Source organism: Saccharothrix sp. NBAS 001 (genome assembly GCF_056640475.1).
Map to the genome: position 1 here is coordinate 1,002,165 of NZ_CM153251.1, position 13,085 is coordinate 1,015,249.

Consider the following 13,085-nt stretch of genomic DNA (forward strand, 5'->3'; position numbering starts at 1 on the left):
GCCGTGGTGCACAAGGACGTCGCGAATTCCGGCGCACCGGTCGTCCGGATCACCGGAATGGCGGTGGGGCCGCCCGCAAACAGGGCGGCCCCACCGTCGAGAGGACTCACATCACGCGTCGAGCGTCCAGGTGTCGATCCGCCCGGTGTCGACCAGGGCCACGTCGCGAACCCGCAGCTTCCACGTACCGGCGGCGGCCTTCGCGGAGGCGTTCACCGAGTACGTCTTGTTGATGTTGTCGGCGCTGCCGCCGGTCCGGTTGTGCAGGTTGTAGACCGTGCCGTCCGGCGCCACCAGGTCGACGATCAGGTCGCCGATGTAGGTGTGGACGATGTTCACGGTCACCTGCGTGGTGGCCGACGCGTTGCCCGCGCAGGAAAGCGTGATCGGGCTGTTCACGTCGCTGTTGTCGCCGACGGCGACGTCCGTGTCGTTGGTGACCGGGTCACAGCCGCCGGTGTTGTCGCGCACGGTCCAGGTGAAGCTCGCGGTGCCGGTGCGCGACGTCGAGTCGGTGACCGTGACGGTCACGTTGGACGTGCCCGCGGTGGTCGGCGTACCGGTGACGGTGCCCGACGAGTTGCCGGTCAGGCCGGCCGGGAGACCGGTGAACGCGAACGTGTACGGCGCCGTGCCGTTCGCCGCGGTGACGGTCAGGTTGACCGCCTGGCCCACGGTGGAGGTCTGGTTGCCGGGGTTGTTCACGGTCGGGTTGTTCGGCGCGGTGTTCTGCACGAACAGCAGCTTGTTCGCCGAACCGGTGCCCGGGTTGCTGATCTTGCCGTTGGTCGCCGCGCTCACCAGCGCCGACTCGACCGAGGCCGGGGTGGCGTTGGGGTTCGCCGAGACGTACAGCGCCGCGACGCCCGCCACGTGCGGGGACGCCATCGAGGTGCCGCTGATGGTGTTGGTCGCGCTGTCGCTGGTGTTCCAGGTGGACATGATGTCCTGACCCGGCGCGAACAGGTCGGTGCAGGTGCCCCAGTTGGAGAACGACGCGCGCTGGTCGCTCCGGTTCGAGGCGTTGGTGCTGATCGCCTCACGGACCCGGGCGGGCGAGTAGTTGCACGCGTCGGCGTTGTCGTTGCCCGACGCCACCGCGGTGGTGACACCGGCCGCCACGAGGTTGCGCACGGCGGTGTCCGTCGCGGTGTCCGCGCTGCCACCGAGGCTCATGTTCGCCACGGCCGGCTTGACGGCGTTCTGGGCCACCCAGTTGATGCCGTTCACGACGCCGGCGGAGGTGCCGGAGCCCTGGCAGTTGAGCACCTTGACCGCGACGAGCTTGACTTCCTTGGCCACGCCGTAGGTCCGGCTGCCGACCGTGCCGGCGACGTGCGTGCCGTGGCCGTGGCAGTCGGTGTTGTTGCTGTCGACCGTGTTGGTGCCCCAGGTGGCGCGACCGCCGAAGTCGGTGTGCGTGGTCCGGATGCCGGTGTCGATGATGTAGGCCCGGACGTTGCTCGCGGTGTTCGGGTACGTGTAGCTGTTGTCCAGCGGCAGGTTCGCCTGGTCGATGCGGTCCAGACCCCACGACGGCGGGTTGGGCTGCACGCCCTCCACCTGGATCTTGAGGTCGGCCTGCACGAAGTCGACCCGGGGGTCGGCGGCGATGCGGCGGGCCTGGGCGGCCGACAGCGAGGCGTGGAAGCCGTTGAGCGCGTGCTGCCAGGTCTGCCGGACCTGGCCGCCGTACTTCGCGACCAGCGAGTCGGCGGCGGACGCGGACAGCGCCCTCGGCGACGCCGCGTCCTTCAACGCCACGATGTAGGAGCCGGGGACGGCGTCGGCGCTGTCTGCGCTGAGCACCTGGCCCTCGGCCATGGCCACGCCGGTCGCGCTGAACGCCAGCGCGGCCGCCGATATCGCGGCCAGACCGAGGACGGCCGTCCTTCTGAACAAGCGGGCGTCTCCCATGACAGGGTTCTCCCTTTTGGGACAGGTTCGCCCGACCGGCCTGCCGGGTTGTGGCAAGACGGTGGGCGGTGCAGGGATATTGGGGACGTTCGCGCGAACGGGTGGTGCCGACCTGGTCACATGCATGGTCGGGACAAAAAGCTCCGGCGAGTAGCGCCGTTGGGCGTAATCAGGGGGAGCCGGACGCCAGAACAGCCGGGAAACCGCAGTTCACGCGTACACGGTCAGGAGTTAAAGAGCTTGTCGCGGTGCGTCCGCCAGCGGTCGAGCAGGCCCGGCAGTTCCGCGTGGACGAATTCGAAGAAGGCCAGCGTCTCCGCGATCCGCCGACCGGCGGGCGTCCGCTCGCCCAACACGTCGATGCCCTCCCTGAGCGGGCCGCCCCAGCGGGGCAGCATCTGGTCGCGGCGGAAGATGGCCTCGTACCAGACGTCGTCGTACACCCGGAACACGTCCCGGCGGGACCCGGACTCGCGCTCCCGGCTCACCATGTTGACCTGGGTGAGGTAGCGGACCGCGCCGGAGATCGCCGCCGGCGAGACCTGGAGCAGGTCGGAGAGTTCGGCGGCGGTCATCGTGCCTTCGTCGTCGGCGAGCAGGGCGACGAACACGCGGGTGGGCATCCGCGGCATGCCCGCCTCCGCGAACGCCGCCGCGAAGCGCTCGATGAAGCGCAGCACCGCCTGCTGGTCCCGCTCCGTCACCTGGGTCACCACCGAATCATCCCGTGCCGTACCTCGATCGGGGGGAGTTTATACGCTTCCTTAACTTCACGGGTTTGTGAAATCACTGTAGCTTACCGGGGCATGAGCGATGCGATATCCGTGTCCGGCCTGATCAAGACGTTCGGGCCGACACGAGCACTGGACGGGCTGGACCTGACCGTCCGCACGGGGGAGGTGCACGGCTTCCTCGGCCCCAACGGGGCGGGCAAGTCGACCACCATCAGGGTCCTGCTGGGTCTGCTGCGCGCCGACGGCGGCGAGGCGACCCTGCTCGGCGGCGACCCGTGGCGCGACACCGCCGCGCTGCACCGCCGGCTGGCCTACGTGCCCGGCGACGTCAGCCTGTGGCCGAACCTGACCGGCGGCGAGGTCATCGACCTGCTCGGCCGGCTGCGCGGCGGGTTGGACGAGAAGCGCCGCAAGGACCTGCTCGACCGGTTCGAGCTGGACCCGCGCAAGAAGGGGCGCACCTACTCCAAGGGCAACCGGCAGAAGGTGGCCCTGGTCGCGGCGCTGGCCTCGGACGTGGAGCTGCTCATCCTCGACGAGCCGACCTCGGGCCTGGACCCGCTGATGGAGGCGGTGTTCCAGGAGGCGGTCAACGAGGAGCGCGGGCGGCGCACCGTGCTGCTGTCCAGCCACATCCTGGCCGAGGTCGAGGCGCTGTGCGACCGGGTGAGCATCATCCGCAACGGCCGCACCGTGGAGACCGGCACGCTGGCCGACCTGCGGCACCTGACCCGCACCAGCGTGTCCGCCGAACTCGCCGCCGCGCCCGCCGGCCTGACCGCGCTGCCCGGCGTGCACGACCTGGAGGTCGAGGGCAACCGGGTGCGGTTCGAAGTGGACACCGACCACCTGGACGACGCGCTGCGCGCCCTGGTGTCCTCCGGCGTGCGCACGCTGACCAGCCAGCCGCCCACCCTCGAAGAGCTGTTCCTGCGCCACTACGAGGTGCCCGAGGCGGCGGTGCGGTCATGACCGCCCTGGTGGGGACCGGGCACCTGGTCCGCCTCGCGCTGCGCCGCGACCGCCTGCTGCTGACGGCCTGGGTGCTGGGCCTGGTCGGCATCACGCTGGCCACCGCGTCCAGCATGAACGAGCTGTACGGCACGGAGGCGCTGCGGCAGCAGATCGGCGCGACCGCCGGCACGAACCCGGCGTTCCTGGCCATGCTCGGCCCGATCTACGACTACACCTCCATCGGCGGCATCCTGGCCTGGCGGTGGGGCGTGTTCGGCGCGCTGCTCACCGGCCTGATGGCGATGTTCCTGGTCACCCGGCACACCCGGGCCGAGGAGGAGACCGGCCGGCTGGAGCTGATCGGCTCCGCGGTGACCGGGCGGCACGCGCCCCTGGCCGCGGCGGTCGCGGTGTCCGCGCTGGCGAGCCTGCTCATCGGCCTGCTGGTGGCGGTCGGCCTGGTCGGCCTGGGGGAGGCCGCGTCCGGGTCGTTCGCGTTCGGCCTGGCGTTCGCCGCCGCCGGTCTGGTGTTCGCCGGGGTCGGCGCGGTCACCGCACAGCTCACCGAGAGCGCCCGGACCGCCAACGCGATCTCCGGCGCGGTGCTCGGCGTGGCCTACCTGCTGCGCGCGGTGGGCGACGCGGCGGGGGAGGCGGGGCCGACGTGGCTGACCTGGCTCTCGCCGATCGGCTGGCTGGAGCAGGTGCGGGCCTTCGCGGGCAACCGCTGGTGGGTGCTGCTGCTGTCCCTGGCCCTGGTCGCGGTGCTGGTCGGCGCGGCCTGCGCGCTGGTGACCCGGCGCGACCACGGCGGCGGGCTGCTGCCCACCCGGCTGGGCCCGGCCCGCGCGCCGGCGTCGCTGGGCAGCGCGTTCGGGCTGGCCTGGCGGTTGCAGCGGGGGATGCTGCTGGGCTGGACGCTGAGCCTGTTCGTGCTCGGCGGGGTGTACGGGGCGGTCGCGCGCGGCGTCGAGCAGATGCTGGAGGCCAACCCGGCGCTGGAGCAGGTCATCTCGCAGATGGGCGGGACGGGCGCGATCGTCGACGTCTACCTGGCCTCCATCCTGGGCATCATCGGCCTGTTCAGCTCGATCTACGTGGTGCAGGCGACGCTGCGGCTGCGGTCCGAGGAAGCCGACTTCCGGGCCGAGCCGGTGCTGGCCACCCCGGTCCGCCGGGCGACCTGGGTGGCGAGCCACCTGGTGTTCGCCACGGCCGGCGCGGCCGTCGTGCTGGCCGCCGCCGGGCTGGGCGCGGGCCTGGTGCACGGCGCGCGGGTCGGCGACGTCGGCGGGCAGGTCGGCCGGCTGGTCGGCGCGGCACTGGCGCACGCGCCGGCGGTCTGGGTGGTGGCGGGCATCGCCGTGGCGCTGTTCGGCCTGTTCCCCAAGCTGACGGCGGTGAGCTGGGCGTTCCTGGTGGTGTTCCTGGTGCTCGGGCAGCTCGGACCGCTGCTGAAGCTGGACCAGTGGGCGATGGACCTCTCGCCGTTCACGCACATCCCCAAGGTGCCCGGCGCGGACCTGTCGGCCACCCCGCTGGTGTGGTTGACGGTGGCCGCGGCGGCGCTGGTGGCCGTCGGGTTCGCGGGGTTCCGGCGGCGGGACATCGGCTAGCGATCTGAAAGGGGTCTTTCGAAAGGATCCTTTCAGAGATACCGTCGGGGTCATGGACCTACCCCAGCCCCGACGGGTCACCGACGTCGACGCGCTCAAGGCGTTGGCCCACCCGCTGCGGGTGGCGCTGCTCAACCACCTGGTCGCGCTCGGCCCGCGCACCGCCAGCGAGTGCGCCGCCGAGGTCGGCTCGTCGGCGTCCAACTGCAGCTGGCACCTCCGACAACTCGCCAAGTTCGGCTTCGTCGACCGCGTCGAGGCGGGCGACGCCCGGGAACGGCCGTGGCGGGCGCTCGACGTCGGGTACTCCGTCGGCGCGTTCTCCGACGACCCGGCGGTGCGCAGCCAGCAGGACGCGCTGATCGCGTTGCAGCTCAACGAGGACACCCGGCTCGCCCAGCGGTTCCTCGACCGGCAGCACGAGCTGTCCCGCGAGTGGCTCGACGCGGCCGGCATGCACGGCTACACGGTGAACGTGACGCCGGAGGAACTCACCGGGCTGCTCGGCATGATCGACGACGTCCTGCGGCCCTACCTGGTGCCGCTGCGCGCGGACGCGCCCGAAGGCGCGCAGCCCGCCCACGTCGGGCTGTGGGCGTTCCCGCGATGACCGGGCCGCTGGGGGAACCGGCCTTCCGCCGGATGTGGCTGGCCGGGTTCGTCTCCGAGATCGGCGACTGGGTCCTGATGGTCTCGCTGCCGGTCTACGTCTACCAGCTCACCGGGTCGGTGGGGTCGACCGCGACCACGTTCGTGCTGGCGCTGCTGCCGAGCCTCGCGCTCTCGCCGCTGGCCGGCGTGCTGGCCGACCGCTGGGACCGCCGCAGGCTGATGCTCTGGGTCAGCCTCGCCCAGTCCCTCGCGCTGCTGCCGCTGCTCACCGGCAACCTGGTGCTGGTCAACGTCGTGATGGCGGTGCAGGCGGCGCTCGCCGCGCTGTTCGAGCCCGCGAAGAACGCCCTGCTGCCCGACCTCGTCGGCCGCGACCAGGTCGCCGCCGCCAACGGCCTGGTCGGGCTGAACGCCAACCTCGCCCGGCTGCTCGGGGCCTCGCTGGGCGGTCTGGTGCTGGGCTGGTCCGGGCTGCCCGGCGTGCTGTGGCTGGACGTGGCCTCGTTCCTCGGCGCGGCGGCGCTGCTGGCCCGGCCGTTCGGCGTGGTCCACCGCCCGGGGAGCGGCGCGCCGGTGTGGCGGGCCTGGCTGGACGGGCTGCGCGAGATCAAGGGGCCGCTGCGCGGCATGGTCGCCGTGGTGGGGCTGATGTCGGTGAGCCAGGGCATGTTCGTCGTGCTGTTCGTGGTGTTCGTGACCGAACGGCTCGGCGGCGGCGAGGCCGAAGTGGGCCTGCTGCGCGGCATCCAGGCGGTCGGCGGGCTCGTCGGCGGCGCGGTGGTCGGGCTGGTGGCGCGGCGGGTGTCCGCGTGGCCGTTGCTGGCGTGGTCGTTGGTCGCGTTCGCCGTCATCGCGTTCGTCGGGTGGAACGGCGTGTACGTCACCACCTCGTTCACGTTCTACCTCGCCGTGTTCGCGGTGTGCGGAGCACCGGGCGTGATGGCGGGCGCGGGCATGATGTCCGTGCTGCAACTGCACAGTTCCGACGTGGCACGCGGACGGGTGCTGGCGACGTTCGGCAGCCTCTACGACGGTTTCCAGGCGTTGGGGATGGTGTTGGCGGGAATGCTCGCCGTGCCGTTCGGGCTGACCGCGCTGCTCGACTTGCAGGCCGGGTTCTACCTCGTTGCGGGCTTAATAGCGGTCGTGATCTCACGACGGTCTTCCCTAGAGTCGGCGGAACGCTGCTCTTGAGGGGGAGACATGCGATTCGGTGTTTTGCTGTGCATATGGGCGGTTTTGGTGGGAATGCTCGCGCCGCCGGCGAGCGGACAGACCACCCGCCCCGCGTCCTACGTGAACATCGTCGCCCACCAGGACGACGACATCCTGTTCCTCAACCCCGACCTCCGGAACTCCTTCGCCGCGCGGAGGGCCAACACGACCGTGTTCCTCACCGCCGGCGAGGGCTACCAGCAGGACGGTCCGGGCCGTGCGGGCGACCCGCCGCTCACGACCTGCCGTGACGACCGGACGATGGACCGCGAGGACTACGCCCGGTGCCGCCAACTCGGCGCGCGGGCCGCGAACGCGCGGATGGCCGGCGTCGCGGACTCGTGGACCGAGGCCAAGCTGAGGTTGGACACCCCGGAGGGGCCGTACTGGGCGGAGGAGCACACGCTCACCGCACGCCCGGACGTCCGGCTGGTGTTCCTCGACATCCCCGAGTGGGCCGACAGCAACGACGACGCCGCCCGGCCGTGCGCGGGCACGCCGACCCTGCCCGGCGCGAGCCTGAACCACCTGTGGGCCGACGAACGCGGCACCTGCTCCATGGTGCCCAGCGGCACCGTGCTGCGGGCCGGCGACGTGCGCAACCCGGTGCGCGGCAAAGCCCACGTCGTGCACCTGTTGCAGTCGCTCTACCAGCGCTACAAGCCCACCGTCGTGCGCACCCAGGACCCCGACCCGGACTCGCGGTACATGGACCCGGCCTGGCTGCACGACCACAACGACCACGTGATGGGCGCGCGTTTCGCCGCCGAGGCCGCACGGACCCAAGGCGGTGCGTTGCGGGTCGTGTCCTACCGCAACTACAACATCGCGCAATCCCCGGTGAACCTCGACGCGGGCAAGCGCGCCGAGAAGATCGGCGATTTCGCCGCCTACGACCTGTGGGACTCCTCGACCGAGCCGACCGGCGCCTACGCGGCCTGGCCGGAGCGGATGATCCACCGCGACACCACCGGCACCCGGTGGGTCGGCCGCAACCAGGACGGCCGGCTCCAGGCGTTCGCGGTGCAGGGCGGGCGGCTGGCCACCTGGTGGCAGACCCCGTCCGGCTGGTCGTCCACCACGCTGGCCACGCCCGGCCCGCTGTCCGCCGGGGTGGCCGTCACCGAGACCGGGGACGGCCGCATCCAGGTCGTCGGCCGGCGGCAGGACACGCACGAGGTCGTCACCACCGCCCAGCGCGCGCCCAACGCCGGGTTCGGCGCGTGGGTGTCCCTGGGCAGCCCCAACCCCGGCTCCACCCAGATCGGCACGCCGGTCGCGGCACGCGGGCAGGACGGGCTGGTCCGGGTGTTCGTGAAGAACGCCGGCGGCGGGCTCAGCCACCTGGCCCAGCTCGCCGACGGGACGTTCCCCGCGACGTGGCAGGACGCCCGGGGCACGGACCTCCAGGACGGGCTCGCGGTGGGCGTCGGGCCCTCCGGCGGGCTGGAGGTGTTCGGGTTCGCCGCCTCCGGCGGCACCGGCAAGCTCCGGCACTGGTCCGGCACCCCGCTCGCGCCGCGCCCCGACCCGGCGGGCCTCCAGCCGTCCGGACCGCCCTCGGTGGCGCGGACCCGCGACGGCCGGCTCGACGTGTTCTTCCGGCTGGCCGGCGGGCAGGGCGGCGCGGTCGGCCGCACCTGGCAGCTCGCCGACGGGTCGTGGACGGCGGTCCGCGACGACCTCGGCGGCCAGGGCGGCGTCGGCGCGCCCGCCGTGGCCGACGCGCCGGCGGTGCCCGACGCCCGCGTGCTGGTGTTCACCACCAACCGGGGCGGCGGCGTGAGCACCACCCGCCAGAACGCCGACGGCGGCTACCTCAGGTCGTGGACGGACCTCGGCGGCTTCATCGTCGGCCAGCCCGCGACGGCCATCGACCCGAGCGGCCGGGCCGTGGTGTTCGTGCTGGACGACGACGGCGGCCTCACCGTCCGCCGGCAGCGCACCCCCGGCGGCACGGCCGGCTTCGAGGACGGGGTGGCGCTGCCCGCGCCGTGACCACGCCGGCGGCGCTCCGACCCCGGAGCGCCGCCGGCTAGACAGTTGATTTCCGAGGGTTGGTGGTCGTAGGCGGTCAGGGAGCGTTTGACCGGTTGGTGGGTGTGGTCGTTGTGCCGGATGGCTGCTGTGGGGGCGAGGATGCGTTGCGGGACGCGGGTGATCACGCCCGCTGTTGTGCTTCCGCCGTGTCGTTCGGGGTCGAGGTGAGCCGCACGTCGTCCGTCCCCAGGGCCGCGTCGACGGCCAGGACCCCCGGTCGCCGTCCCGACCGGCTCCGCGGAATCCCGTGACCGCTGGTGGCAGCCGGACCGGCCGGACAGGTGACGGAACAGGTGCCCCAGGCGGTCGCGAGCGTGTCACTGCCGGCCGTCACCACCCGCACATCGACACCCCCGCCCCATGCCTCCAGGTGCCTACCCCTTGGAATCAATCATCTAGTGTCCTGCGCCGGGAATTCGGTCAAGATATGAGGCGAGGCGGTCGAGGATCTCGTCGGCGTCCTTGGTCCAGGTGAAGGGCTGGGGGTCCTCGTTCCACGTCGTGATCCAGTCCCGAATGTCGTTCTCCAGGGCGCGGAGTGACTTGTGGGCGGCGCGACGCAGTCGTTTGTCGGTGAGCAGGCCGAACCACCGCTCGACCTGGTTGAGCCAGGAGGAGTAGGTGGGCGTGAAGTGCATGTGGAAGCGCGGGTGCGCTTCCAGCCACTTCCGGACGGTGGGGTGTTTGTGGGTGGTGTAGTTGTCACAGACCAGGTGCACGTCCAGGTCGGCGGACACCTGCCTGTCCAGCTTGGCCAGGAACTTCCTGAACTCCACGGCGCGGTGGCGGCGGTGGACGGAGCCGATGACCTCGCCGGTGGCGGGGTCGAGGGCGGCGAACAGGGTGGTGATGCCGTGGCGGATGTAGTCGTGGGTGCGGCGTTCGGGCAGGCCGGGCATCATCGGCAGTGTCGGCGCGGACCGGTCCAGGGCCTGGATCTGCGACTTCTCGTCCACGCACAGCACCAGCGCCCTCTCCGGCGGGTCGAGGTAGAGGCCGACCACGTCGCGGACCTTGTCCACGAACTGCGGGTCGTTGGACAGCCTGAAGGTGTCGGTCTGGTGGGGTTTGAGGTTGAACGCCTTCCAGATCCGCCCGACCGTGGACCTGCTCAGGCCGCTCTCGGCTGCCATCGAGGCGCGTGACCAGTGCGTGGCGTCGGCCGGTGTCCGTTCCAGCGTGGCCACCACGACCTGCTCGACCCGCTCGTCGGTGATCCTGCGCGGCGCGCCCGGACGGGGTTCGTCGACCAGTCCGTCCAGGCGCCTGTCCAGGAACCGGCGCCGCCATTTGCCCACCGTCTGCGGCCAGATCCCCAACTCGGCGGCCACGTCCTGGTTGGACTTGCCGTCCGCGCAGCCCAGCACGATCCGGCACCGTTGCGCCAACGCCTGCGACGATTTCGGCCGCCGCGCCCACCGCGTCAGCGTCTCGCGCTCCTCGTCGGTCAACACCACGGCGGCCACCGGCCGACCAGTACGAGCCATCCGACGACCCTACACTTACTCAACGAACTTCAGACGCAGGACACTAGGTCCGGGCGCGCTCCCGCCACAGCAGCAACGCGGGCGGGATCAGCAGGACCAAGGCCGCCGGGGCGAGGAACGACGCGGCCGGCGACAGGTGGTAGAGCGGCACGAACGCCATCGGCGACGCCGAACCGCCCAGGAACCGGAAGGACTGGAGCACCGAGATCGCGCCGCCCCGGTTGCCCTCGCGCCCCAGCACCAGCGCGCTCAACCCGACGATCACCGCCTGCGAGAACGCGCCCGCCACCGCCCACAGCACGCCCACCGCGACCAGGCTCGGCAGGATCCCGATCAGCACCAGCAGCACCGAGCCCGCGGTGGTGCCCAGCAGCACGCAGCGGCGCGGGCCGACGTGGTCGATCATCCAGCCGGTCAGCCGGGCGCACACGATGCCGACCACCCCGAACCCGGTCAGCACCAGACCGCGCTCACCCGCGCCCAGCCCGAAGTCGTCGCCCAGCCGCAGCGCGACCAGGAACGACACCCCGCCCAGGCACCCCCAGCCGATGAACCCGGCCGCCGCCACCCGCAGCACGTCGGGCCGCCACGCGGCGCGCAACCTCGGCGGCTGCTCGGTGCGCGGCTGGTCGGCGGGCACCCCGGCCGCCGCCAGCAGCCCCGCCACCACGGCCGCCCCGACGAACGCCCACCGCCACGACGCCTCCGCCGCCAAGCCGCCCACCAGCGGCGCGGACGTCTGCCCGGCGGCCTGCATGGACGCGAACACCCCCAGCGCCCGGCCCAACCGCTCCTTGGGCGTCACCGCCGCGATCGCGGCCAGCAGCAGCGGCGTGGTGAACGCGTTCGCCACGCCCTGCAACGCCCGCCCGCCGAGCAGCACCGGGAACGACCACGACACCGCGCACAGCACGGACGCCACCGCGTAGACCAGGTACGCGCTGCGGACCGTCCGCCGCGCGCCCCAGCGCTCGCCGAGCGTCCCGGAGAACAGCATGAACCCGGCGAACGGCAGCAGGTACCCGGTCAGCGTGGTCGCCGCCGCACCCGCCGAGACCTGGAAGTCCCCGCCGATCTCCGGCAGCACCGACGAGGTCATCGCACCGCCGAACGGCCCGAGGAAGCCGCCGGCGTACAGCCCGACCACCGCGAGCCGCCGAGTGCCCGTCCGCACCTGAGCCACCCGCCGAGTGTCCCCCACCGACCCCCGCGCGGGGCCCGGGGTGTGATCAGCGTCCGAGCGCGGTCACAGCCCGGTCGGCCCGCGCCCCGGCCCGCGACCCCGCCGGCGCAGGTAGCGCTCGAACTCCGCCGCGATCGCGTCGCCGCTCGCCTCGGTGATCTGGATCTCCGCGTCGCCGCGCTCCTCCAGCGCCCGCACGTAGTTGCGCACGTCCTCGTCCTCGTCGGCCATCTCGCTGACCGTGCGCTCCCACTCCTCGGCCTGCTCGGGCAGCGCGCCCAGCGGCACCTCGACGTCGAGCACCTCCTCGACCCGGTGCAGCAGCGCCAGGGTCGCCTTGGGCGAGGGCGGCTGGGACACGTAGTGCGGCACCGCCGCCCAGAACGAGATCGCCGGCACACCGGCCTGCACGCACAGGTCCTGGAACACCCCGACGATGCCGGTGGGCCCCTCGTAGCGGGACCGCTCCAGCCCGAACTTCTGCGCCGCCGCCGCGTCGTAGGCGGTGCCGGTCACCGGGACCGGGCGGGTGTGCGGGGTGTCCATGAGCAGCGCGCCGAGCGTGACCACGGTGGTGACGCCCAGGTCCTCGATGTGGCCGAGCAGCTCGGCGGCGAACTTGCGCCAGCGCATGTTCGGCTCGATGCCGTGCACCAGCACGACGTCGGTGGCCGAGCCCGGCGGCCGGCACACCGACAGCCGAGTAGTCGGGAATTCAACCCTTCGGGTGATGCCGTCCACCATGCGGACGGTGGGCCGGGTCACCTGGAAGTCGTAGTAGTCGTCCGGATCGATCTCCGCGAGCGGCGTGGCGTCCCAGGTGAGTTGGAGGTGCTCGATCGCCGTGCTGGCAGCGTCTCCAGCATCGTTCCACCCCTCGAACGCCGCCACCATGATCGGGTTGGTGAGCGGTTTCGCGGGGTCGAAGGGGATCTTGGCGGCCTGGTCCGGATCGGTCACCGGGTCAGACTACGACCACCGCCGCGGACCCGACGCCGTAGGCTTGTGGCATGTCGGCTCGTGTCTCCCCGCCCGTCCCGGACGCGCCGGCCGACCGGCCCGTCACAGCGGGTGGCGCGGTGGACACCAGCCCCTGCCCAGCCCCGCCGACGAGCAACGACACCGCAGGTCACAGCCGGTGCGCCGAGATCGTGAACGCACCCGGACCCGATCTTGCGCACCGCGACCGCCCGGCGGGCGCGGACGCCCCGGACACCTTCGGGCCGGGCGCGATCGGCGGGCCGCGACCACGCCGGCGCCCGATCCGCCCCGATCGCCTTCGCCCTGCCCGTCAGCGGCCGGCGCGACACCCCGACGCGTGACCGGA

General features: G+C 72.4%; 10 protein-coding genes and 1 pseudogene. 5 read left to right on the forward strand and 6 right to left on the reverse strand.

Features of this window, described 5'->3' with window-relative positions; translation table 11 throughout:
- Nucleotides 1-111 precede the first annotated feature (111 nt).
- Together AC0HI0_RS04500 and AC0HI0_RS04505 are read right to left on the reverse strand one after the other, a co-directional pair.
- Nucleotides 112-1,902: a S8 family peptidase gene (locus tag AC0HI0_RS04500; RefSeq protein ID WP_480930964.1), complete on the reverse strand. Its 1,791-nt coding sequence runs from the start codon at nt 1,900-1,902 to the stop codon at nt 112-114.
- Nucleotides 1,903-2,141: 239 nt separating this feature from the next.
- Nucleotides 2,142-2,630 carry a GbsR/MarR family transcriptional regulator gene (locus tag AC0HI0_RS04505; RefSeq protein WP_480930965.1) on the reverse strand — a complete coding sequence of 163 codons (489 nt, stop codon included), beginning with the start codon at nt 2,628-2,630 and terminating at the stop codon, nt 2,142-2,144.
- A 93-nt stretch (nt 2,631-2,723) separates the two neighbouring features.
- Here AC0HI0_RS04505 and AC0HI0_RS04510 point away from each other — a divergent pair, with 93 nt between their 5' ends.
- The 5 genes from AC0HI0_RS04510 to AC0HI0_RS04530 are packed head-to-tail and all read left to right on the forward strand — an operon-like array spanning nt 2,724 to nt 9,046.
- Nucleotides 2,724-3,623: an ABC transporter ATP-binding protein gene (locus AC0HI0_RS04510; RefSeq protein WP_480930966.1), complete on the forward strand. Its 900-nt coding sequence runs from the start codon at nt 2,724-2,726 to the stop codon at nt 3,621-3,623.
- A complete protein-coding gene (locus tag AC0HI0_RS04515) occupies nt 3,620-5,221 on the forward strand; it encodes an ABC transporter permease (RefSeq protein WP_480930967.1) in 1,602 nt (533 codons plus the stop codon). The genes AC0HI0_RS04510 and AC0HI0_RS04515 overlap by 4 nt, the downstream gene beginning before the upstream one ends.
- Before the next feature lie 52 nt (nt 5,222-5,273).
- Nucleotides 5,274-5,831, forward strand: a complete 558-nt coding sequence (locus AC0HI0_RS04520; protein ID WP_480930968.1) for an ArsR/SmtB family transcription factor — start codon at nt 5,274-5,276, stop codon at nt 5,829-5,831.
- Nucleotides 5,828-7,027, forward strand: coding sequence for an MFS transporter (locus AC0HI0_RS04525; RefSeq protein ID WP_480930969.1), 1,200 nt, complete (start codon nt 5,828-5,830; stop codon nt 7,025-7,027). The genes AC0HI0_RS04520 and AC0HI0_RS04525 overlap by 4 nt, the downstream gene beginning before the upstream one ends.
- A 54-nt stretch (nt 7,028-7,081) precedes the next feature.
- Nucleotides 7,082-9,046, forward strand: a complete 1,965-nt coding sequence (locus AC0HI0_RS04530) for a DUF8189 domain-containing protein (RefSeq protein WP_480930970.1) — start codon at nt 7,082-7,084, stop codon at nt 9,044-9,046.
- A 62-nt stretch (nt 9,047-9,108) separates the two neighbouring features.
- On the opposite strand, the pseudogene AC0HI0_RS04535 reads toward AC0HI0_RS04530, so the two are convergent.
- The 4 genes and pseudogenes from AC0HI0_RS04535 to AC0HI0_RS04550 all read right to left on the reverse strand — a co-directional run.
- A pseudogene (locus AC0HI0_RS04535) lies at nt 9,109-9,258 on the reverse strand (IS982 family transposase); the annotation flags it as partial.
- Nucleotides 9,259-9,483: 225 nt separating this feature from the next.
- Nucleotides 9,484-10,575 carry an IS630 family transposase gene (locus AC0HI0_RS04540; protein WP_480930971.1) on the reverse strand — a complete coding sequence of 364 codons (1,092 nt, stop codon included), beginning with the start codon at nt 10,573-10,575 and terminating at the stop codon, nt 9,484-9,486.
- A gap of 43 nt (nt 10,576-10,618) precedes the next feature.
- Complete coding sequence (locus tag AC0HI0_RS04545; RefSeq protein WP_480930972.1) at nt 10,619-11,758, reverse strand: MFS transporter; 1,140 nt, start codon at nt 11,756-11,758, stop codon at nt 10,619-10,621.
- A gap of 63 nt (nt 11,759-11,821) precedes the next feature.
- Nucleotides 11,822-12,718, reverse strand: coding sequence for a PAC2 family protein (locus AC0HI0_RS04550; protein ID WP_480930973.1), 897 nt, complete (start codon nt 12,716-12,718; stop codon nt 11,822-11,824).
- Nucleotides 12,719-13,085: the final 367 nt, after the last annotated feature.